The organism is Bradyrhizobium shewense, assembly GCF_900094605.1.
In the GTDB taxonomy this organism is placed as follows: Bacteria; Pseudomonadota; Alphaproteobacteria; order Rhizobiales; family Xanthobacteraceae; genus Bradyrhizobium; species Bradyrhizobium shewense.
The window spans coordinates 171,675-193,118 of the sequence record NZ_FMAI01000005.1 but is presented as its reverse complement, the minus strand read 5'-3'; the positions used below and the strand labels follow the sequence as shown (position 1 = coordinate 193,118).

The following is a 21,444-nucleotide window of genomic DNA, read 5'->3' as shown; positions in this document are numbered from 1 at the left end:
AGCGCGTGCCGGACGATGCTGCGCGGCGCTCTGCTGACCCTTGGAGCCAGACCCTTGGAGCCAGACCCTTGGAGCCAGACCCTTCGAGCTCGACCCTTTGGAGCTAGATCCTTGGAGCTACCGGGCCTCGGCGATCTTCGCTCCAGATGGCAGCATCTGCGCGTTAGCTGCCAAGGGCCGCTTCGATGGCGGTGCCGGGTCCGGCAACCGGAACGCGGCGTCGGCCGGCGTGCCCTGGGATGGTCTGCGGGCAGCGCTTGCCGGAAGCACGATCACTTTCGCTCCGACCTTCACACGCTCATAGAGGTCCGTGACGTCCTCATTGGTCAGCCGGATACAGCCGGACGACACCCGCTTGCCGATCGTATCGGGCTTGTTGGTGCCGTGAATTCGATATTCGGTCTCGCCCAGATACATCGCCCGGGCGCCGAGCGGATTGCCGGGGCCACCTGCCATGAACCGCGGCAGATAAGGCTGACGCGAGACCATCTCCGTAGGCGGATGCCAATCCGGCCATTCTGCCTTGCGGGCCACAGTCTGCTCGCCAGACCAGGTGAAACCTTCGCGGCCAACACCAATGCCGTAGCGCAACGCCTGGGTGTCGTTCAGAACCAAATAGAGGAATGTGTTCCTGGTATCGATGATCACGGTGCCGGGCGTCTGGCGGCTGGCGTAGTCAACCACCTGCCGGACCAATGCTCCGGGACCATCAGCGTCGGCTTTTGGTGGTTCGACCAGAGGCGCCGGGGTCGGAATCGGAGCCGGAGCTACCGCCGGCGCGGATGCATGAACCGGGGGCGCCACGTAAACCGGACTTGACGATGCCTTGGCTTCCTGTCCGGACGGCTTGCGTACCGGCTGAACGCTTGCCGGGCCGGACAGCAAACCGTAGCCCAATGCGGCGACAGCCACGGCGCCAATGGCAACTCTCGCGGCCATGGGTATTGCGAGCGTCTCTGCCTTCCCACGTTTGGCCCGCTTCTTCATCGCTTTCCCCTGGTCACCATGCCCAACAGAGGTACCCAGCAAAATTTAAGAAACTTCGAAGCGATGCCGTCCAGGCTGGAACCGTCGGCGATGGTTAACGCCGGGCTCTTGTTCGGCGGCATCAAATTTCGGAGTACCGCGTGATATTGAGCTAGCGACGTGGACAACGCGCTTCTCATCGCGGAACGAGCGAGGCCTGAATCGCCCGGCGGAGCGGCCCCGCTCCGACCTTGACCGCTTCAAGCCCGACAGCCGACATTCTGAGGCCAGAGACAGACGACAGCTAAGGGCCAATTCCGGAAGTCCCTCGTTAGCAAGCATGACGCGCCTCGCGGTCGCAGCTACGGTTGTGCGTGGTAACTTGTCCATCACAACAACGAGTTGGCGCTAGGGATAGGCGGCGACCGGTTGGTTTACGGCGTCGTGCGTCGCCGGCATTAGCGAGGCTCAAGTCTTCCCTTCTTCCGTTACCACCGCCTAAGGTCTCGCCGGGGAATCGCGGTCGAGCTCGGCTCTGTGCTAGTATGATTGGGCTGAGCCATCGCGAGGAAGCCCATGAGGTGTCCGAGCTGCGGGGCCGAGACCAAGGCGGGCAATAGGTTCTGTATCAAATGCGGAGCGCCGCTTGCGCCAATTTGCGCCGCTTGTGGTGCGCTGAACGAGCCAAGCGCCAAGTTCTGCGGCCAATGTGGCATGGGACTAGCGTGGGATGTTCGAGCAAGTGCCCTTGCCACGGAGAGGCCGCCGGGCATCGAACTGTCTCGGCAAGTTGCGGAACGCCGGCACCTGACCGTCATGTTTTGCGATTTGGCCGACTCGACGGCGCTTTCGGCTCGCCTCGATCCAGAGGACCTGAGCGAGGTCATCCGGGGATTTCAGGACGCGTGCGTCCAGGCGATCCGTCGATTTGACGGCTTCATCGCAAGGTTCATGGGCGACGGCGTGCTTGCTTATTTCGGCTATCCGAGGGCTCATGAAGACGATGCGGAACGCGCGGTCAGAGCGGGACTCGCGGTCGTCGATGTTATCAGCCGACTGATGCTGCCGACCAAGGTGCGACTAGAGGTCCGAGTGGGCATCGGCACGGGTCTCGTGGTGGTCGGCGGGACGGTGGGCGAAGGTTCGTCTCAGGAGCAGGTCGTCATCGGCGAGACGCCGAACCTTGCAGCCCGTCTCCAGGTCATCGCCGAGCCGAACAGTGTTGTCATCGCCGACGGAACGAGACAGCTGCTCGGCAGATTGTTCGACCTCGAGGATCTTGGCCTGCGGTTTCTCAAGGGAATGGCCAATCCAATTCCGTCGTGGCGGGTCGTTGGCGAACGCGCGGCCGAAAGTCGCTTCGAGGCTGGGCAGGCTCAACGTGCGACCGGCTTTTTTGGCCGCGAACGCGAGGTCGATCTTCTGATGGACCGCTGGGTCCAGGCGCAAAATGGCGAAGGCCAAGTCATCCTCTTGTCCGGCGAGGCCGGAATCGGCAAGTCGCGGATCGTCGCGGAGATCCGGCAGAAAATCGTCGACGACGACCATACGCCCATCCTGTATCAGTGCTCGCCTCATCATACGAATAGTCCGTTTTATCCCGTGATTTCCCGACTCGAGCGTGCGGCCGGGATTGCGCCTGACGACTCCGCTGAGGTTAAGCTCGACAAATTAGAACAGGTTCTGGCACGTTCGTTCTCGACGATCGATGATGTTGCGCCAATCTTTGCGACGCTTTTGTCGCTGCCGATCAAGGACCGCTACGTAGCACTCAACCTCACGCCCCGAGAGCAGAAGGAGCGAACTTTACTGGCGCTCAACGAGCTGCTCGGCGGCCTGGCGAAGCAACGCCCAGTCTTGTTCATCCTGGAAGATGCGCACTGGATTGATCCGACGACTCTTGAATCGTTTACGCGAACCATCGACCGGCTGCAGTGCTGGCCGGTTCTGCTGATCGTCACGTTCCGTCCCGAGTTCGAAGTGCCGTGGGGCCACTATCCAAACGTGACTGCGCTCGCTTTGAATCGGCTGGAGCGGAGCCATGTGGCGGAGATGATCGACAGATTGACGGACGGCAAGATGTTGCCGGCCGACGTCCGAGACAAGATCATCGCGAAGACGGATGGGGTGCCGCTGTTCGTGGAAGAGCTCACCAAAGCAATCCTGGGATCGGGGCTCCTGGAGGAAGCCGCCGACCGCTATGTTCTGCAGGGCCCGCTGCCTCCTCTGGCGATTCCGGCAACGCTGCACGACAGTCTGTTGGCGAGGCTCGACCACCTCGCGCCCGTGAGGGAGATCGCCCAGATCGGGGCTGTCATTGGAAGGGAGTTTACCTACAGGCTGCTGGATGCCGTGGCGCCGGTACACGACAGGGCGCTGGAGAACGCACTCGACGAGCTTAGCAAGGCGGAACTGATCTTTCCTAGGGGAGCGCTGCCTGAAACAACCTACATGTTTAAGCACGCGCTCGTGCAGGACGCCGCCTATCGAAGCCTTCTGCGCTCAACGCGTCGACAGCTTCACGGCCGCATCGCTGTAGCGATCACGGAGCTGATGCCCCAAATCGTTGAGACCCAACCCGAACTTCTCGCGCATCACTATGCGCAGGCGGGGCTCATCGATGATGCCATCGCTTATAGCCTGAGAGCAGGACGGCGCTCTGCGGTGCGTTCCGCCAACGAAGAGGCGATCACCCACTACACCAAAGCACTGGAGTTGTTGGGGACGAAATCGGCGGGACTGGAGCGAGATCGGCAGGAGCTTGAGCTGCTCATCGCCCTCGGCGTACCGACGATCGCAGCACGAGGCTACATGGCCGCTGACGTCGAAAGCATCTACGACCGAGCGAGCGACCTATGCGGCAGCGTGACCGAGACTCCGCACCGCTTTACCGTGTTGCGCGGCCTTTGGAATAGCGCATTCCTGCGCAAGCCGCTCCTGAAGGCGCAAGCACTGAGCGCCGATTTGGTGGCCCTGGCAGATGCGCAAGGTGATGATACACGTCGGGCGCTCGCTCATCGGGCGCAAGGCTGCGCTCGATTTTTCAGCGGCGAATTCGAGTCCGGCTGGGAAAGCTTTCGTCAGGCCATCGAGTTTTGGGATGCCGACAAGGCGCGCGCAGAGATCCTCGTCTACGGCGAGGACCCGAGCGTGCTCTGCCGCGCTTATGGCTCGTGGCTAACATGGTTCCTCGGCTATCCGGACAAGTCGAGCGTACTGATCAGCAAAGCGTTGGCCGATGCCGAGCGGCTGTCCAACCCTTTCATTTACGCCATGACCCTCGGCCTCGCATCCGCGCTACATGTTTATCGTAACGAATTTTCTGAAGCCTTGGAGCGCGCCGACGCCTCCTCAGCTATCTGCGCTGTGTACGGTTTCCCGCAGTGGACGGCCTACGCCATGATCATGAGAGGCCGAGCTCGCGCGGCGCTCGGTCGAACCGATGATGGTATCGCCGAGATGGAACAAGGTTGGACCGACTGGCAGGCGCTGGGCGCCGAGCTCGCTACGACGCAAATGAGCGTCGGGCTAGGGGATGCGTGTGCGAAGGCGGGTCGCGTTGCGGCGGGTCTCGATCATATCAAGGTCGCAGCAGAGCATGCCCGCACGTTCCACGAAAGGCTTCTCGAAGCCGAGATCCATAGGGTGCGCGGCGAACTGCTGCTGGAGAGGGCGGCGACGGGGGATGCGGAGGCGTGCCTTCGCCGCTCCTTAGAGATCGCCCGAAGCCAAAAAGCTAAATCTCTGGAACTGCGGACAGCCCTGGGCTTGGCCCGACTCTGGCAACACCAGGACCGGCGAGAAGCGGCGTACGATCTGCTCGCGCCGATATACGGCTGGTTTAGCGAGGGCTTCAACTGCCCGGACCTGCGGGACGCGAGGGCGTTGCTGGATGATCTGGTACGGATGAAGGTCGTGCACACTAATCAACCCACCGACTAGGTTGCATGGATGACGGCTTCTCGTTTGTTGTTGTTGGACGAGACCCGCTCTCAATGCCGACAAAGCTCAGCAAAATATGTGTAGTGAATGCGGGACATTGAGCGGCTAGATGTCTGCATCGGGTCAAACTGCGAATAACTCAGGTTGAGCAAATCTGGTCCGCTCGGCAGCGGTGAGCGGACCTCCGTCAGACGGGGCGCTACTTCGGTGAAGGGCCAGAAGCGGTCGTCAGCTGGCAGACAAGTGCCTGCCCGCCTCCATGCTGGCGCACTCAGAAACGAGAGCTACTCTCCGGCATGAAACAGACGGCCCTTTTGGGGCCGCCTGATTCAGCCTCAGAGCGGATGACCTATTGGCAGAGATGCCGGAGACCGTCAGCACCCTTGAAATAGGTGCCGGGCCTGCAGACGATGCCGTTGCGGGCAGCATACGCATTCCAGTTGCCGTGCCAGCCCATCTCGCCGGCCCCGGACATCGCGTACGAATTGCCCCAGCTGCCAACGGTAGCGCCCGCCGCCGCCGCCGGCTGCCGATATACCGTTCGCCGATTCGATTGCCGATATTGATAGCCGCCGGTGGGAGTACTCCCGGTTCCAAGACCCGTGCAGCTCGCGAATTCAGCTTGGCATTCGTCAGGATTGGAAAGGGCCGCCTGCGCCAGTGCAGCAGAGCTGGACAGGGCGGATGCCGCAATCACGACCGCAGCAAGAACTTTTAGATTTATCATGGCTTCCTCCTTGCGCTTGAACCGTGGCACAATGCCACGTCTGATAGTAGCCGATCGACGTTTGCGAGCCTGTGCTACTTCGGCAAAACTCGCATCGCCGTGAATATCCGCTACGGGCTAGGAGCTGTGACATACCGCGCCCAGTACGGTTTGGACTGACTGGCCTACAGGTTGATGTCGCCGCCAAACTTCGGCGGCGGCGGCGGAAGATATTTTCCATCTATCGTCGTGGTAGACCCGGGTGAGCCCGGCGTGCCGATGGTTTGCTGCGCAAGGCTGGTTCCCTGCGCGCACAGCAAACAAGCGGCGATGAGTGCGGTGCCACAAAGCAGCAAGTTGCGGCGGTTTACCAAGCGGCTTTCTGGCCTTGAGCTATCGTCACCTGACGGGCACGGGTCATCGAAAGCTCCCTCTCGGAGACATAAGAACCCTGTGGACGCTACCCGAGGCTCAATCCGCAACGCTTCAGTTGATCTAGATCAACGTTCCGCCCACGGATCCGAAACGTCAGCTTCGGGTCAAAAGGCGACGATCCCCGAGGGTGGACTGCGTGTCCGCTTTGCTCTCGGAAGCAGGTATCGCGGGCTTAGAGTCTCGTCAATTTAGGCCGTGAGGCCCCGCCAGCAGGCGCAGCACGATCGAGAACAATTCGTTCTGCGAGGAGATGCCGAGCCGCTGATAGGCGCGCTTGCGGTAGGTCAGGGTCGAATGCAGGCTGATGCCGAGTCCTTGCGAGATCGCTTCGGAGCTGAAACCGAGCAGGATGCGGCGGCAGACCTCCTGCTCACGCGGTGTCAGGTTCGAGAGTGGCGCGCGCGTCGCGAACAGCGTCGAGAGATCGGGCGCCAGCTTCTCCTGAAAATGACGCGCGATACTCGCACCGATCGCCGGAGCGATCGCCTGGAGCCGCTCGCGTTGCGCGGCATTGAAACGGCCCTGGGACGTGATGCGGTAGAAGTTGACGTAGAAGCAGGTGTCGCCCGTCCAGATCGCAGTGGCGCATTTGTCGACGATGCCGGAATCGTGGAAAAAGATCTTGCGGTAGCGCGCGCCGTACATGCGCGGCGCGAAGCTCGGGAGCATGATCGGCGCGGTGCCCTCGCCTTCGAACAGCGCATCGCGGTTGGGATCGGATTCGTGGAACTGGCCGGCATAGGCGGCACCGAGATCGCCGCCGATCGGGATGTTGCCGGCATCGAGCAGGCAGGTCGCGGCACCGGCACGGCTCAGCGCGAACACCATGCAATGACCGACATCGGCCTGCCGGCGCAGCGTGTCGATGAGGACTTTTGGGAAATCGGAGCGGCCGATGGCGAGCACCGCGGGCGTGATGTCACTAGCCGCTGGAGTTGTAGGTGTCCCGCGAGGGTGCATCGTCTTCTCCCTGTCGCTTTTGACATGGTCTACCAGCAATGGCGGCAGGCTGGAAGTGCCGGCTCTGCGTAGCAGATTGCGCGGAAGTCGCTGAGCCGAATGGACAGATGTGGCTGCTCGAAATCACTTTCTTCGCAGTATCTGGTCCATTGTTTTTCCCCGGGCCAGTTCGTCAATCAACTTATCCAAGTAGCGGATTTCCCGCATCGTGGGCTCCTTGACGTCCTCCACCCGAACGCCACACACCACACCCTTGATGAGGGCGCGCGAAGGGTTGATTGCGGGGGCCTCCGCAAAGAAGGCTTCGAAGTCCGTCTGCTTTTCCAACTGGATTTGCAGCTCTTTCTGACCATAGCCCGTCAACCATGAGATGATCTGATCGACCTCAGCCTTCGAGCGCCCTTTCTTCTCCGCCTTCGCAACGTAGAGTGGGTAAACGCTCGCGAAGCTGGTTGTATAGATCCGGTGTTTTGGCAACAGAGCCCCCTACCCGGCGGCCTTCGCCGGTGCGACGTTGATCGCCAGCTTTCCGTAGCGGTCCGTAAAGGCCTCGGTGTCGATCTCTTCCAGCTTGATCTGGCCGCTCATCACGCCGTGCTTCCAGGCCGCCTGCGCCGGGTCGTTCTGGAACTCAGGCATCACCTCGCGGCCGAACAGCTCGAGCGATTCGCAGATGTGCTCGTGGCTGTTCTTGCCGGCCTGGTTGAGCAGGATGACCTGGTCGATATGCGAGGACTGGAAGCGCTTCAGCTTCCTGCGGATCGTTTCCGGCGAGCCGATCAGGCCGCCCCGCAAGGCCGCTTCCTGTGCCTCGGGATTGTCGCGCTTCCACTTGTTGTACTCGTCCCACATGTTGATCGTGTAGGGCGCGGGCCGCTGGCGGTTCTGCGAGGCGCCGTAGAAGCGCAGCGCGAACTGGAAGAAGGTGGCGCCGTCGGCGCGCGCGCGCGCCTCTTCATCCGTCTTGGCGCACATGAAGAACGACACCAGCGCCATGTTCGGGTTGATCTGGTAGTCGGCCAGTTTATGCAGCCGCTTGGTCATCGCGTTGTAATAGGCGTGCACCCAGGCATGCGCGGCGTCGGCGCTGACGAACTGGAAGCCGAGCGCGCCAAAACCATGGCGGCCGGCACGCTCGATGGTCGGCAGTTGCGAGCACGCCATCCACAACGGCGGATGCGGCTTCTGCACCGGCTTTGGCACGACGTTGCGCAGGGGAATGTCGAAATACTTGCCGTGATGCTCGCTGCCCGCATCCTTGAACATCGGGAAGATCGCGGCAACCGCCTCCTCGAACACTTCCTTCTTGGTCTCCATGTCGCGGCCGAACGGCGTCAGCTCGGTGATCGAGGCGCTCTCGCCCATGCCGAACTCGCAGCGGCCGTTCGAGAGCAGATCGAGCACAGCAACACGCTCGGCAACGCGCGCCGGGTGATTGGTGGTGAGCTGCAGGATGCCATGCCCGAGCCGGATGTTCCTGGTGCGCTGGCTTGCGGCGGCCAGGAAGGATTCCGGTGACGGCGAGTGCGAATATTCCTCGAGGAAATGATGCTCGACCACCCAGGCATGGTCGTAACCGAGCTTGTCGGCGAGTTCCATCTGCGAGAGGGCATTCTGGTAGAGCCGGAGCTCGTCGCCGGCCACCCAGGGCCGCGGCAGCTGCAGCTCGTAGAAGATGCCGAACTTCATGGCGTCGCTCTCCCGCTTATTTTTGTTAAGCTCATCTTAAGGTGTGAGGCGGAGCTGTCTACGGAGCAGCAATTCCGCCGCGCGGGAGACTGATCCCGAGCCTGGCATGGCGACGCATACCCGCCTCGGCGCCGCCGCTGCGACATCCGCGCAAGTCGACAGGTTGATCCAGATCAACGCCACCGCGGGCCGATTGCAGCAAAAGGGCTGCAAGGCAACGGCCCGGATGCCGTCCCGCTTCCCATACCATCCCGAAGAGACCGAATATGTCGGCCCCTGACGACACGACTTCGCGCGTGCGCCGCAAGCGCATGGAGATTTTCGCTTTCCTGTTCCTGACCGCGATCGTGATGCCCGTCCTCGCGGTCGGAACAGTCGGCTCCTATGGGCTCGGTGTCTGGATCTACCAGATGTTTGCCGGTCCTCCCGGCCCGCCGCCCTCCCCGCATTGATCTCCTCCAAGCGAAAGACAGGCATCATGGCCCGAGCCTCACTCAACCGCCGCGCATTGATCACCGGCCGGGTCCTCAGCGCCGAGCGCGTCATCTCTCCGCCAGGCTGCGAGATCGCCAGCATCATCGTGCAGGCGCGCCCCGAGCGCCTCGCCGAACTCGAAGCTGAGATCGCCGCGCTGCCCGGCTGCGAGATCCATGGCCGCGATGCGCGCGGCAAGCTCATCGTCGTCACTGAGGCGCCGGACGCCGGCAGCCTTGGCACCCTGCTCAACACCATCCAGTCGCTGCCCAACGTCTATTCCGCAGCGCTGGTCTTCCACGCCATCGAAACCGCCTAAGGGCCGGGAGAGCCATCATGACATCGCCAAAGCTCGACCGCCGCCAGATGCTCAAGCTCGAGGCCGCCGCGATTGCGGCCGCCGCAGCAGGCATGCCGACTCCGGCGCTCGCCGCCAATCTCGTCACCGAGCGCGACAACAGCGAAATGAAATGGGACAAGGCCGCCTGCCGCTTCTGCGGCACCGGCTGCTCGGTGATGGTCGCGACGAAGGACAATCGCGTCGTCGCCACCCACGGCGACATCAAGGCCGAGGTCAACCGCGGCCTCAACTGCGTCAAGGGCTACTTCCTCTCCAAGATCATGTACGGCCATGACCGCCTGACCCAGCCGATGCTGCGCAAGACGGGCGGCAAATACGACAAGAACGGCGAGTTCACGCCCGTGTCCTGGACCGAAGCCTTCGACATCATGGAGGTGAAGTGGAAGGAGGCGTTCAAGAAGCGCGGGCCCAACGGCGTCGCCATGTTCGGCTCCGGCCAGTGGACGATCTGGGAAGGCTATGCAGCCTCGAAGCTGTTCAAGGCCGGCTTCCGCACCAACAACATCGATCCCAATGCGCGGCACTGCATGGCTTCCGCCGTCGCCGGCATGATGCGCACTTTCGGCATCGACGAGCCGCCCGGCTGCTACGACGACATCGAGGCGACCGACGCCTTCGTGCTGTGGGGCTCCAACATGGCGGAGATGCACCCCATCCTGTGGACGCGCCTCGCCGACCGCCGGCTGTCCGCGCCGCATGTCCGCGTCGCCGTGCTCTCGACCTTCGAGCACCGCTCGTTCGACCTCGCCGACATCGGCATGGTGTTCAAGCCGCAGACCGACCTCTACATCCTCAACGCCATTGCCAATCACATCATCAAGACCGGTCGGGTGAACAAGGACTTCGTCGCCGCGCATACGATTTTCAGGCGGGGGCAGACCGATATCGGCTACGGTTTGAGGCCGGAGCATCCGCTTCAGAAAAAGGCAACGGGTGCAGCGAAGGCCAACGACTCCACCGACATGAGCTATGACGAGTACGTCAAGTTCGTGTCGGAATACACGCTGGAAAAGGCAGCCGAGATGTCCGGCGTGCCGCTGAACCGGCTGGAGGCGCTCGCCGAGCTCTACGCCGATCCCAAGATCAAGGTGGTCTCGTTCTGGACCATGGGCTTCAACCAGCACACCCGCGGCGTCTGGTGCAACAACCTCGTCTACAACATCCATCTTATGACCGGAAAGATCTCCTCGCCCGGCAACAGCCCGTTCTCGCTGACCGGCCAGCCCTCGGCCTGCGGCACCGCGCGCGAGGTCGGCACTTTCTCGCACCGCCTGCCCGCCGACATGGTCGTGACCAACAAGGCGCATCGCGACCACGCCGAGCACATCTGGCAGCTGCCCGAAGGCACCATTCCCGACAAGAACGGCGCGCACGCCGTGCTGCAAAGCCGGATGTTGAAGGACGGCCTGATCAATGCCTATTGGGTGCAGGTCAACAACAACCTCCAGGCGGGCCCCAACGTCAACGAGGAGACCTATCCCGGCTTCCGCAACCCCGACAATTTCATCGTGGTCTCGGACGCCTATCCGACCGTGACGGCACTGGCCGCCGATCTGATCCTGCCGACTGCGATGTGGGTGGAGAAGGAAGGCGCCTACGGCAATGCCGAGCGGCGCACCCAGTTCTGGCACCAACTCGTCACCGCGCCCGGCGAAGCCAAGTCGGACCTCTGGCAGCTCATGGAATTTTCAAAACGCTTCAAGATCGAGGAGGTCTGGCCCGAGGAGCTGATCGCCAAGAAGCCGGACGTTCGCGGCAAGACGCTGTTCGATGTGCTCTACAAGAACGGCCAGGTCGATAAATTCCCTGTTACGGAGATCGAACAAGGCTATTCCAACGAGGAAGCCAAGGCATTCGGCTTCTACGTGCAGAAGGGCCTGTTCGAGGAATATGCCCAGTTCGGCCGTGGCCATGGCCATGACCTCGCGCCGTTCGAGACCTATCACCGCGAGCGCGGCCTGCGCTGGCCCGTCGTCAACGGCCAGGAGACGAAGTGGCGTTTCCGCGAGGGCAGCGACCCCTACGTCAAGCAGGGCACCGACGTGCAGTTCTACGGCTATCCCGACGGCAAGGCGCGCATCTTCGCGCTGCCGTTCGAGCCGGCAGCGGAATCGCCCGACAACGAATATCCCTACTGGCTCTCGACCGGCCGCGTGCTGGAGCACTGGCATTCCGGCACCATGACGCGCCGCGTGCCCGAGCTGTACAAGGCCTTCCCCGAAGCCGTGTGCTTCATGCATCCCGACGACGCGGCGGATGCCAAGCTCCGTCGCGGGGACGAGGTGAAGGTGGTCTCCCGCCGCGGCTTCATCCGCGCCCGGGTCGAAACGCGCGGTCGCGACCGGCCGCCGAAGGGCCTCGTCTTCGTGCCGTGGTTCGACGAGTCCAAGCTGATCAACAAGGTGACTCTGGACGCGACCGATCCGATTTCGCTGCAGACCGACTTCAAGAAATGCGCCGTGCGCATCGAGCGGGTGAACCTGTCATGATGAAACGATCCGCAATCGCACTGCTCGCCTTCGCGATCGCCGCGGGCGCGAGCTCGCTGACCGCACAGACCGTCACCTCAGGCCTGCGCGGTCCGGCCCCACTCAATGACGAGGGCCCGGCGCCGCCGATGCTGCCGAACCGCAACACGTCCGAGAAGGAGGTGCGCAACTATCCGGAGCAGCCGCCGGTCATCCCGCACACCATCGACGGCTATCAGATCGACCTCAACGGCAACAAATGCCTGTCCTGCCATGCGCGGGCACGCACGGCGGAATCGCAGGCGCCGATGGTCTCGATCACGCATTTCATGGACCGCGACGGCCAGTTTCTGGCCTCGATCTCGCCGCGGCGCTTCTTCTGCACCGAATGCCACGTGCCACAGAACAGCGCCAATCCGCCCGTCAGCAACGACTTCATCGACATCGACACGCTGCTGTCGCGCGCAAGCCCGGGTGGCCGCCGATGACGACGACTGCTGGCGAGCCCAATGCAGAGCTGAAAACCAAGCGCGGCTTCATCGCGCGAAGCTGGGACTTTGCGCTGGAGCTCTGGCGGGTGCTGACCCGGCCGAGCTCGGTGTTCGCCCTCGGCACCCTGGTGCTGGCCGGTTTCGTTGCGGGCGTGATCTTCTGGGGCGGCTTCAACACCGCGCTGGAATTGACCAACACCGAAAAATTCTGCACCGGCTGTCACGAGATGAAGGACAACGTCTTCGCCGAGCTGAAATCGACCATCCACTTCAGCAACCGCTCCGGCGTGCGCGCGACCTGCCCGGATTGCCACGTTCCGCACAACTGGACCGACAAGATTGCGCGCAAGATGCAGGCCTCCAAGGAGGTCTGGGGCAAGATCTTCGGCACGATCAACACCCGGGAAAAATTCCTGGACCACCGGCTGGAGCTCGCCGCGCACGAATGGGCGCGTTTCAAGGCCAACGATTCCCTGGAATGCCGCAACTGCCACAGTGCCGATTCCATGGACATCACCAAGCAGTCGCCGCGGGCCTCGGTGGCGCACCAGCGCTTCCTGTTCACGAAGGAAAAGACCTGCATCGACTGCCACAAGGGCATCGCCCACCAGCTGCCCGACATGCGCGGCGTTCCCGGCTGGCAGTAGGGCCGGTCCGCGCCCATCCTCTTGGGCGCCCTAAAACATGAGAGCATGGCGCCGGAGTGCATGTTCCGCGCGCGAGCCTCGCACGCACCAGCGATGACGCAGGAGCCCTGGTTGCATATCGTACTGCGCTCGACTTGCAATCGATTCGATCATGAAGCAATATGACTTTGTAAATTCATTTTAAGAGAGATTTTATGTCGTCCCTTGCTTTGCAAAGGCTTTCGCCCGAAGAACGTAAGAAATTGAGAGAGCGCCTTTGGCAGCGCCAGCAAGGGTCCTGCTTCATCACAGGACACAAGATGGACCTCGGTTCGGATCAGCTTGAGATCGATCATATCATTCCAACACGAGACAAAGAACGTGCGCACCGAGAAGTTATTCCAGTATCCGTTCCCAGAACAAGTTTGGATCAACATCAAGAACTTCCTAGCGCACCTCGGACGGCTGCCATTGTGGGTAGACTACCAACAGTCCCTCACGACATTTGGAGGAAAATCGAGCGCCGGATTCTGGGAACATGTTTTTGATACGGGAAACACTCCGACCGGAAGCCCCGTCATAAATTCTGGCGGACTAAACGTCCTGGAAATGATCAAACCTCTCTGAGTCCGATTAGACAGGGGGGCCGATCCTCGGCTCCGCCCCAGCACAACACGAGTATTACGTCTTTGATCTTGCCTTGAACCCTTGGTCCGAATGGTTAGTTTTGGGGAACGGCGAATCGCCTCGTTTCGCTCTTCCTCAAGACAGATATGTCCAGTTTCACACCGCATCAGGATGCCGCTCTCAAGGCCGTCGGCGACTGGCTGAAGGCCAAGCCGGGCCGCAATGGCACGCCGCCGATCTTCCGCCTGTTCGGCTTTGCCGGGACCGGCAAGACGACCTTGGCCCGGCACATCGCCGACGGCGTCGACGGCGAGGTGAAGTTCGCCGCCTTCACCGGCAAGGCCGCCCTCGTCATGCGCAACAAGGGTTGCGACGACGCCTCCACCATCCACTCGCTGATCTACCGCGCCCGCGAATCCGGCGAGGAGCAGCCGAGCTTCGAGTTGTGGGACGACGCGCCGGCCTCGAAGGCGAAGCTGATCGTGATCGACGAATGCTCGATGGTCGACGCCGAATTGGGCCGCGACCTGATGTCGTTCGACTGCCCGCTGCTCGTGCTCGGCGATCCCGCGCAGCTGCCGCCGATCCAGGGCGGCGGCTTCTTCACCAACACCGAGCCCGACGCGATGCTGACCGAGGTGCACCGCCAGGCGCAGGACGATCCGATCGTGCGGATGTCGATGGATGTCCGCGAAGGCCGCGAGCTCGACATCGGCCGCTACGGCGAGAGCGAGGTGGTGTCGCGCAAGGAGCTCGATCCCGATCGTGTCATGGGCGCTGACCAGGTGCTGGTCGGCCGCAACAACACAAGGCGCGCGTACAATATGCGGGTACGCCAGCGCCAGAACATCGAGGACGTCTTCCCGGTCGCCGGCGACAAGCTGGTGTGCCTGCGCAACAACCGCAAGAAGGGCCTGTTCAACGGCGGGCTGTGGCGCGTGAAGTCGCGCAACACCTCGCGCTCGAAATCGCGCATTCTCTCGATGCGGCTGTCGCCGGACGAGGATTTCGGCCACAAGGTGACCAAGGTCTCGGTGCGCGCCGATTGCTTCGAGGGCGGCGTCGAGCAGATCGCCTGGGAGCAGCGCAAGCCCTATGACGAGTTCGACTACGGCTACGTGCTCACCGTGCACAAGTCGCAGGGCTCGCAATGGGACGACGTCGTGCTGTTCGACGAGAGTTTTGCGTTTCAGGACTCAAGGGCGCGGCGGCTGTACACGGGCATCACGCGGGCGGCGAAGCGGCTCAGCATCGTCGTCTGAAACTCCGCTCCCGTAGGGTGGGCAAAGGCGCGTAGCGCCGTGCCCACGATCTCCCTCCATAAGCAACAAGGCGTGGGCACGCTTCGCTTTGCCCACCCTACGGCACGGAGAATGGGGCGCCGGAATCGCGCCCCTTACTTCCCCGCCACAAAGTAAAAATCCTCGCGTCCCGGCGGCGAGCCGTAGGTGAACGGCTGCTGCTCGTGCCTGGTGGCGGCCCAGACGTCGTCGCGGATGATGTCGAACAGTTTCCTGATCTCGATGCGGGGCTGCTTGATCTCGCGGGCCAGCGCGGTGGCGAACGGGCTGTTGGCGCTGCGGTCGCCGTCCATCGCGGTCTCGCCGTGCTTGGCGGCATAGACCACCATGAAGCCGGCGCCGGGCTCGATGTTGGAAAAGCCCTTGTCGACCAGCTTCAGCGACAGCGTGCGCTGCATGCTCGGCGCGAACGGATTGTCGCGGCAGGCATCCAGAACCACGAGTCGCATTTTTCGCGCGGCACCGACCGCGGCGATCACCTGCTCGAGGGCGACCGCCTGGGTCTCGGCGTCCTTGTCGGCAGCGAGCTTGGCGTCGACGGGAACGAGATAGTTCACCCCACCGATCTCGAAGCCGTGACCGGCGTAATAGACCACGGCCCAGTCGGCCTTCTCCGCTTCCTCCGCGAAGGCCTTCAACGCGTCGAAGAACTTGTCGCGGGTGAGGTCATTGACGGAAATCACACTCTGGAAGCCGACGTCGCGCAGCACGCTCGCGATCAGTTTGGAATCGCGCGGCGGATTGGGCAAAGCATGGACGTTCTTGTAGGCGCCGTTGCCGATCACCAGCGCCACGCGGCGCCCGGTTGCTCCGGCCGGCGCCTGCAGCGTCAGCGCGGCGAGTCGCTCCTGCGCGACGGCACGGGCGCGGGCAACGTCGGGCTCGTCGAACTTCGTCAGCGAATAGGCGGCAGCGCGGTAATCGGCGCGCGCCTGCGCGAGATCTTTCTTCCGCTCGTAGATCTGGCCGCGGCCGGAATGCGCGCGGATGTTATTCGGATTGATCTGGATGGCCGTGTTGTAGTCCTTCAGCGCGGCGTCGAGGTCGCCCTTCATCATGCTGACGTCGGCGCGGTTGTTGATCGCGAACACGTTTTTCGGCTGCCGCTCGATCAGGCCGTTGCAGTCGGCAAGGGCCTGCGCATACTTGCCCATCATGCCGTAAGTGATGCAGCGGTTGCTGGCGATCTGCGGCGCGGCCGGGTCAATCTTCTCGGCCTCCGCGAAATCGGCGATCGCGCCGTCGAAATCCTTCATCAGCGTGCGCGCGCGGGCGCGATTGGTCCAGCCGAGCAGGAATTTGGGCGTGTATTTGATCGACAGGCTGAAATCGTCGATCGCGCTTTGCAACGCGCCGCGGCGCGCGTAGATGACGCCCCGATTGTTGTAGGGGACACCGTAGGTGGGGCGCTTCTGGAGGGCGAGGTTGTAGTCCGCCATGGCGAGGTCGTCCTGGCCCTTGCGCTCATAGGCGAGGCCGCGCAGGTTGAGAGCAATGACGTAATCAGGATCGAGATCGATCGCGATGGACAGGGTCTCGATCGCGCGGTCGTAATCGCGCTTGCTGATCAGCGTGTTGCCGCGCACGGAGAGCGCGATGGCCTTGTCCTTGCCGCCGAGCTTGTCGGCCTTCAGCAGATTGTCGCAGGCGCTCGCGCGGGCCTGGGCCTCCGCCTGGCGGTCGCGGCAGAGGGTGAGATCGTCGGCCTGCGGGTCGGCCGCCGCACTGAACAGGCCGGCGGTCAGGATGACGAGGGTCAGGGAAACGACGCGCAGCATGGGTCAGGCCTGCTCCAGCCAGATTCTTCTTAAGTCGATCATCGATAGCACCGGTTCATCTAGCGCGGAGTTCCCGGTCTCGCCAAGCTGCTGGCGCCCGGCTATCCCGCGCGGCGCGTTTCACAGACTCGTGTCCGTCCCACCGTAACAATCGGCGGCCGCGTCCGTACCTCGGATGGTGCGAAAACCCAGCCGGGCAACTGTTCGTCCGGCTCCGACCGCCCTAGACTGTCAGACCTTCCGAAAGAGGATCCGCCATGCGCCGACCTGCCCTCGCCTCCCTGCTCGCCGCAACCACCGCCCTTTCGCTAACCTTTGCCGCGCCGTCCCGGGCTGCGGAGGATGCGGTCGTGATCCCCGCCCCCGCCATGGATACGGCCCCTGCGAGCGGGATCCAGACCGCCGTGATCGCCGGCGGCTGCTTCTGGGGCGTGCAAGGCGTCTTCCAGCACACCGCGGGCGTCGTCAACGCGGTCTCCGGCTATGCCGGCGGCACCAAGGCGACCGCCGACTACCAGACGGTCTCGAGCGGCCGGACCGGCCATGCCGAGGCGGTCGAGATCAAGTACGACCCGAAGAAGATCTCCTACGGCAAGATCCTCCAGATCTACTTCTCGGTGGCGCACGACCCGACCCAGCTCAACCGCCAGGGCCCCGACGTCGGCACGCAATATCGCTCGGCCGTCTTCACCACCTCCGACGAGCAGAAGAAGGTGGCGGAGGCCTATATCGCCCAGCTCAACGGCGCCAAGGTGTTCAGCAAGCCGATCGTGACCAAGGTCGGCGCGCTGGAGGCCTTCTACCCGGCGGAGGCCTACCACCAGGACTATCTGACGCTGCACCCGAACCAGCCTTACATCGCCTATAACGACCTGCCCAAGGTCGAGAACCTGAAAAAGCTGTTCGCGGATAACTACATTGAAAAGCCGACGCTGGTGAGTGCCAGCAAGGCCACCAACTGATCGCGGGATCACCGAAACAAACGGGAGACCCATGCCCGACACCAAAATGAAAACCACGGACGACAAGGTCATCAAGAGCGAAGAGCAGTGGCGGCGCGAATTGTCGCCGATGCAGTACGCGGTGCTGCGCGAGAAGGCGACCGAGCGTCCCTTCTCGGGCGAGTATGAGCACGACCACCGCGCCGGCACCTACACGTGCGCCGGCTGCGGCAATGTGCTGTTCGAGTCAGACGCCAAGTTCGATTCCGGCTGCGGCTGGCCGAGCTTCACCCAGCCCGCCGTCGAGAGCCATATCGACGAGGAGCGGGACGCGAGCCACGGCATGATCCGCACCGAGGTGCTCTGCTCCAAATGCAGCGGCCATCTCGGCCACGTCTTCCCCGACGGCCCCGGGCCGACCGGCCTGCGCTACTGCATCAACTCGGCCGCGCTGAAGCTGGAGCCGAAATAAGGTTGCGCGCGGCCCGGTTCCTTCATGGAACCCGGCCGCGCGATGTGCTTTTCTCGTCTGGCGTGCGGCCGATCATCGCATTTGGCGGCCGCCAGGGAGGATGCCATGCGACTCGGGACCGTCCTGATCATCCTGGTGATCATCTATCTGATCGGCGGCCTGTCCGGCCGCGTCGGCGGCTACGGCTATGGGATGGGCCATTCCGGCATGGGCATCGGCGGCGTCGTGCTGGCGGTGCTGGTCGTCCTGCTGCTGCTTGGCAAATTATAAGCCATATAAGTCATTGAAATAACTTGATTAATTTCATCCGCGGAGCTGCCATGCGCGGATTCATCATCTCCCATCGCGGGGGTCGCATTTTTGTCAAATCGGCCTATATTAGAGGGCGAAAATGGCATGTGCGGCGGGCTCGCTCGATTGCGGCCCCTGCCCTCCCAAACCCCACGCGCTTAAAGCCCCAGAGAGATCACGAGGTCTTTGACCATGCGTCCACTGCGTCCGTTCAACTTCAACACTTCCGCCGAACTCTTCCCCGCCGCGATCCGCAAGAAGAAGCGCGCAGGCTTCACCTATCGCCGGTTCGGTACCGCGGCTGAAGCCGTGCAGTTCGCGATGGAGCAATTGCCGACGGATTCGCTGAACGGCGCCTATCTCCAGGTCGAGGAAGCGCGTTTCGACCAGAACGGCATCCGCTCGCTCTATGAGAGCGAAGCCTTCCCGTTGCCCCGCCGTCCCAAGCCGGCGCCGGCCGAGACCGACGCCGCCGACGCGGCCTAAGTTTTCGCAAGCCTCCGATGTGCGCAGAAAGCGCGATGGCCGAAAGGCTGTCGCGTTTTTTGCGTTTGGGGGGTTCTCCCCGCAGCGGCGCATCATCGACCAGTTGGACTCGCGGCAAGCGCTCCCAGCCGCCGCGCTAAATCCGCGGCTGCTTGTCGAGCCAGCGGCGCAAAAGGCGCACGTTGCGCATGTTAGCGCGGAACATGACGTCGAAAGCGTCGCCCGCGAACGGGACCATGCCGACCACGCCGTCGAGCGCGACATTGCCGAGCATGCGGGCGGTGAGGTACCAGGGCGCGCCCAGCGCGCGGGCCTCGCGCACCAGCCACAGCGAGATCGCCGTGGTGATGATGTCGCCGACGACGGGGATCAGGCCGATCAGCCCGTCGATGCCGTAGCGGATGTTGGTGCCGGGCAGGATGAAGGCGACGTCGAGCAGCTTGGCGATCGCCTCGATCCGCGCGATCCGCTGCTCGCGCGTGAGATTGCCGAACGGGCTCCCGGCGAACGGATTGTCCTTGCCCAGCTCGAAACCGAACTCGCGAAAGCCCTGCTCCAGCGTTTCAGGGCGGATTTCCCGGCCGTCCTGATCGATGATCGGCCCGCGTGCCTCGCTACCGGAAGCGGTCGCGCGCGAACTCCCCGAACGGGATCTGCGTGGAGCAAGGATATCGTCGTCGGACATGGTCATGGCCTTCAGGGAACGCGCTAGCGCGGCGGAGGTTGCTGCGCCGCGCCCGAACGTCGCGCTCAGGTCGGCGCCGCCACCGGCTGCGGCTCCTTGATGTATTTATGCACGAGCCAGGACGAAATCACCGCCGGCACGAACCCGACGAGGCCATAAAGGATGAACTGCACCGCACCCGAATCCGGCCCTCGCGAGCTGTAGGTGAGCGAGGCCAGCACGAAGGCGAACAGGCCGACCAGGAGCATCCGCAAGCCCGGGCCGATCCGCCTGACATGCGTCAGGATGTCATCGACCGCGCCGATCATCAGCGAAGGCAGGAAGCCGAACAGATAACTGTATTGCAGGGTCTTGAAGAACACCGCGAACAGCTTGCCGACCTCGCCGAGACTGGTCTGGGTCCAATAGCCGGACTGATAGGTCGTCGTCAGCAGCAGCAGGAACCCGCCGACGAACGGGCCAACCAGCGCAAACACCAGATAGCGTTTCATCAAACACCCTTTCACTTCGCCGGTGTTATAGCAGCGCCGCGGGAACCTTGAATAGCGCGGCGAGCTCCGCCTTTGGGGGAACAAGTGGCAAGGCGACGAGTTCAGACAGGACCTGAATTATCCCTGTCAGATTGGAGCCGCCGATGGCCCGCAAATTTCTCCTGGCGACGATCACGCTGGCAGCCCTGAGTGGCCTGTCGAACGCACCCGCTCTCGCGCAAGGCCACATGGGCTCGCCGCAGGAACAGCAGGCCTGCTCGCGCGACGCCTCGCGCTTCTGTCGCAAGGACCTCGGCAATGACGGCGCCGTGCAGGGCTGCCTGCAAGCCAACCGGGCCAAGCTGTCGCGCTCTTGCAGCAAGGTGTTTCAGAGCCACGGCATGTGAGGGACCGACCATCCCCAGCGAACGGAGAGTGAAGCCATGTTGCGCGACGAACAGCTCTCGATCCTGCGGGACATCAGCCAGTCCGTTGCCTTCGCCGACGACCGCCACGGCAAGATCGGCGAACTCATCGCCGACGGCTACGTGATGAAGGACGGCGATCTATTCGAGCTTACGGCCAAAGGCGTCACCGCCGTCGAGGAACACGCCGCCGCGCTCGGCGCGAGCGATGTGGAACAAGCGAGCGCATCTTTCGATCGGATGATCTGATCGCGCGCGCACGCTTTGTGCGTGACGTCCACGCAACAATTGCAAATTCCTTTGCGCCTGCCATTGCAGCCACGTGACAATGGCGCATACTTCGCTCGGGCGGCGCAGCACTTTTCGATTCGAACATCATGAAATCGAGCGACCACATGCGGGACTAGAGTTCCCGACGTGAAGGCTGTGACATGCGGCAGATCAAGCCGTGTGCGGCGCCCCAAAAACCAAGTGGCTCAAGCTCACGGAACTCGGGGACGCATTCTACATGACACGCTATCAGACGATCGCTTCGCTCTTCGCCGTCGCAACCACCGCCATTGCACTCCAGACCTCACCCGGCCTCGCCTTCTCATCCGAAGCGCAGCAGATGTGCACGGGTGACGCGATGCGGCTGTGCTCCAGTGAGATCCCCGACATTCCCAGGGTCAGGGCCTGCATGGTGCGGAACAAAGCCCAGGTCAGCCCCGGCTGCCGCGCCGTGATGGACCGCGAGGCGGTCGCATCGCGCAAGCGGGAAGCGGCGGCGCAGTAAGACGGCTCAATAAAACTGAGCCGCTGAGCGCGAAGGGCCGTTGCTTCACCTCTCCCGGAGAGAGAGGTGAAACGC

General features: G+C 62.9%; 25 protein-coding genes. 15 read left to right on the top strand and 10 right to left on the bottom strand.

Features of this window, described 5'->3' with window-relative positions:
* Window positions 1-117: 117 nt before the first annotated feature.
* Complete coding sequence (locus GA0061098_RS11970) at window positions 118-987, bottom strand: L,D-transpeptidase (protein WP_165637303.1); 870 nt, start codon at window positions 985-987, stop codon at window positions 118-120.
* Window positions 988-1,542: 555 nt separating this feature from the next.
* On the opposite strand from GA0061098_RS11970, the gene GA0061098_RS11965 reads away from it, so the two are divergent.
* The gene (locus GA0061098_RS11965; protein ID WP_091956505.1) at window positions 1,543-4,908 is read left to right on the top strand and encodes an adenylate/guanylate cyclase domain-containing protein; all 3,366 of its coding nucleotides are present in this window, start codon (window positions 1,543-1,545) and stop codon (window positions 4,906-4,908) included.
* A gap of 349 nt (window positions 4,909-5,257) precedes the next feature.
* Here GA0061098_RS11965 and GA0061098_RS11960 read toward each other — a convergent pair whose 3' ends face one another.
* The 5 genes from GA0061098_RS11960 to GA0061098_RS11945 form a co-directional block, all read right to left on the bottom strand.
* Entirely contained in the window at window positions 5,258-5,635 is a 378-nt protein-coding gene (locus GA0061098_RS11960) for a hypothetical protein (RefSeq protein WP_091956643.1), read from the bottom strand.
* A gap of 164 nt (window positions 5,636-5,799) precedes the next feature.
* Window positions 5,800-5,988, bottom strand: coding sequence for a hypothetical protein (locus tag GA0061098_RS43665; RefSeq protein WP_129590837.1), 189 nt, complete (start codon window positions 5,986-5,988; stop codon window positions 5,800-5,802).
* A 244-nt stretch (window positions 5,989-6,232) separates the two neighbouring features.
* Window positions 6,233-7,009 carry a helix-turn-helix transcriptional regulator gene (locus GA0061098_RS11955; protein WP_091956642.1) on the bottom strand — a complete coding sequence of 259 codons (777 nt, stop codon included), beginning with the start codon at window positions 7,007-7,009 and terminating at the stop codon, window positions 6,233-6,235.
* A gap of 123 nt (window positions 7,010-7,132) precedes the next feature.
* Window positions 7,133-7,486, bottom strand: coding sequence for a DUF2200 domain-containing protein (locus GA0061098_RS11950; RefSeq protein ID WP_091956504.1), 354 nt, complete (start codon window positions 7,484-7,486; stop codon window positions 7,133-7,135).
* A 9-nt stretch (window positions 7,487-7,495) separates the two neighbouring features.
* A complete protein-coding gene (locus tag GA0061098_RS11945) occupies window positions 7,496-8,698 on the bottom strand; it encodes an LLM class flavin-dependent oxidoreductase (RefSeq protein WP_091956503.1) in 1,203 nt (400 codons plus the stop codon).
* A 106-nt stretch (window positions 8,699-8,804) separates the two neighbouring features.
* Between GA0061098_RS11945 and GA0061098_RS44885 the strand changes: the two genes are divergently transcribed.
* From GA0061098_RS44885 to GA0061098_RS11920, 6 genes are read left to right on the top strand one after another with little or no spacing between them, the layout of a single operon-like run.
* Window positions 8,805-8,978: a hypothetical protein gene (locus GA0061098_RS44885; protein ID WP_161499988.1), complete on the top strand. Its 174-nt coding sequence runs from the start codon at window positions 8,805-8,807 to the stop codon at window positions 8,976-8,978.
* A complete protein-coding gene (gene napE, locus GA0061098_RS11940; RefSeq protein ID WP_018318384.1) occupies window positions 8,965-9,150 on the top strand; it encodes a periplasmic nitrate reductase, NapE protein in 186 nt (61 codons plus the stop codon). The genes GA0061098_RS44885 and napE overlap by 14 nt, the downstream gene beginning before the upstream one ends.
* Window positions 9,151-9,176: 26 nt before the next feature.
* Window positions 9,177-9,491 carry a chaperone NapD gene (locus GA0061098_RS11935; RefSeq protein ID WP_091956641.1) on the top strand — a complete coding sequence of 105 codons (315 nt, stop codon included), beginning with the start codon at window positions 9,177-9,179 and terminating at the stop codon, window positions 9,489-9,491.
* A 17-nt stretch (window positions 9,492-9,508) separates the two neighbouring features.
* Entirely contained in the window at window positions 9,509-12,022 is a 2,514-nt protein-coding gene (gene napA, locus GA0061098_RS11930; protein WP_091956502.1) for a nitrate reductase catalytic subunit NapA, read from the top strand.
* A complete protein-coding gene (locus GA0061098_RS11925) occupies window positions 12,019-12,489 on the top strand; it encodes a nitrate reductase cytochrome c-type subunit (RefSeq protein ID WP_165637302.1) in 471 nt (156 codons plus the stop codon). Before napA ends, GA0061098_RS11925 begins: the two co-directional genes overlap by 4 nt.
* On the top strand, window positions 12,486-13,139 hold the full coding sequence (locus GA0061098_RS11920) for a NapC/NirT family cytochrome c (protein ID WP_091956500.1): 654 nt from the start codon (window positions 12,486-12,488) through the stop codon (window positions 13,137-13,139). The genes GA0061098_RS11925 and GA0061098_RS11920 overlap by 4 nt, the downstream gene beginning before the upstream one ends.
* 149 nt (window positions 13,140-13,288) lie before the next feature.
* On the opposite strand, the gene GA0061098_RS43660 is transcribed toward GA0061098_RS11920, so the two are convergent.
* Window positions 13,289-13,474 (bottom strand): hypothetical protein, encoded by a 186-nt coding sequence (locus GA0061098_RS43660; RefSeq protein WP_129590836.1) that lies wholly within the window; start codon window positions 13,472-13,474, stop codon window positions 13,289-13,291.
* Window positions 13,475-13,891: 417 nt separating this feature from the next.
* On the opposite strand from GA0061098_RS43660, the gene GA0061098_RS11915 reads away from it, so the two are divergent.
* Entirely contained in the window at window positions 13,892-15,007 is a 1,116-nt protein-coding gene (locus tag GA0061098_RS11915) for an ATP-dependent DNA helicase (protein WP_091956499.1), read from the top strand.
* Between the two features lie 134 nt (window positions 15,008-15,141).
* Here the strand turns inward: GA0061098_RS11915 and GA0061098_RS11910 are convergent, their stop codons facing one another.
* The gene (locus GA0061098_RS11910; RefSeq protein WP_091956498.1) at window positions 15,142-16,824 is read right to left on the bottom strand and encodes a tetratricopeptide repeat protein; all 1,683 of its coding nucleotides are present in this window, start codon (window positions 16,822-16,824) and stop codon (window positions 15,142-15,144) included.
* 257 nt (window positions 16,825-17,081) lie between these two features.
* On the opposite strand from GA0061098_RS11910, the gene msrA reads away from it, so the two are divergent.
* The 4 genes from msrA (at window position 17,082) to GA0061098_RS11890 (ending at window position 19,014) form a co-directional block, all read left to right on the top strand.
* Entirely contained in the window at window positions 17,082-17,786 is a 705-nt protein-coding gene (msrA, locus tag GA0061098_RS11905) for a peptide-methionine (S)-S-oxide reductase MsrA (RefSeq protein WP_091956497.1), read from the top strand.
* A gap of 31 nt (window positions 17,787-17,817) precedes the next feature.
* Window positions 17,818-18,237, top strand: coding sequence for a peptide-methionine (R)-S-oxide reductase MsrB (msrB, locus tag GA0061098_RS11900; protein ID WP_091956496.1), 420 nt, complete (start codon window positions 17,818-17,820; stop codon window positions 18,235-18,237).
* 105 nt (window positions 18,238-18,342) lie between these two features.
* A complete protein-coding gene (locus GA0061098_RS11895) occupies window positions 18,343-18,507 on the top strand; it encodes a DUF3309 family protein (protein ID WP_165637301.1) in 165 nt (54 codons plus the stop codon).
* Between the two features lie 213 nt (window positions 18,508-18,720).
* The gene (locus GA0061098_RS11890; RefSeq protein ID WP_018318374.1) at window positions 18,721-19,014 is read left to right on the top strand and encodes a hypothetical protein; all 294 of its coding nucleotides are present in this window, start codon (window positions 18,721-18,723) and stop codon (window positions 19,012-19,014) included.
* A gap of 136 nt (window positions 19,015-19,150) precedes the next feature.
* Here the strand turns inward: GA0061098_RS11890 and GA0061098_RS11885 are convergent, their stop codons facing one another.
* Window positions 19,151-19,705 (bottom strand): DUF4112 domain-containing protein, encoded by a 555-nt coding sequence (locus GA0061098_RS11885; RefSeq protein ID WP_091956495.1) that lies wholly within the window; start codon window positions 19,703-19,705, stop codon window positions 19,151-19,153.
* Between the two features lie 59 nt (window positions 19,706-19,764).
* On the bottom strand, window positions 19,765-20,190 hold the full coding sequence (locus GA0061098_RS11880; protein ID WP_091956494.1) for a DUF5413 family protein: 426 nt from the start codon (window positions 20,188-20,190) through the stop codon (window positions 19,765-19,767).
* Between the two features lie 143 nt (window positions 20,191-20,333).
* Between GA0061098_RS11880 and GA0061098_RS11875 the strand changes: the two genes are divergently transcribed.
* The 3 genes from GA0061098_RS11875 to GA0061098_RS11865 all read left to right on the top strand — a co-directional run bounded on the left by GA0061098_RS11875 (window position 20,334) and on the right by GA0061098_RS11865 (window position 21,369).
* Window positions 20,334-20,576 carry a hypothetical protein gene (locus GA0061098_RS11875; RefSeq protein WP_018318371.1) on the top strand — a complete coding sequence of 81 codons (243 nt, stop codon included), beginning with the start codon at window positions 20,334-20,336 and terminating at the stop codon, window positions 20,574-20,576.
* Between the two features lie 36 nt (window positions 20,577-20,612).
* Window positions 20,613-20,843 (top strand): hypothetical protein, encoded by a 231-nt coding sequence (locus tag GA0061098_RS11870; RefSeq protein ID WP_026202008.1) that lies wholly within the window; start codon window positions 20,613-20,615, stop codon window positions 20,841-20,843.
* A gap of 259 nt (window positions 20,844-21,102) precedes the next feature.
* Window positions 21,103-21,369 carry a hypothetical protein gene (locus GA0061098_RS11865; RefSeq protein ID WP_165637300.1) on the top strand — a complete coding sequence of 89 codons (267 nt, stop codon included), beginning with the start codon at window positions 21,103-21,105 and terminating at the stop codon, window positions 21,367-21,369.
* Window positions 21,370-21,444 lie beyond the last annotated feature (75 nt).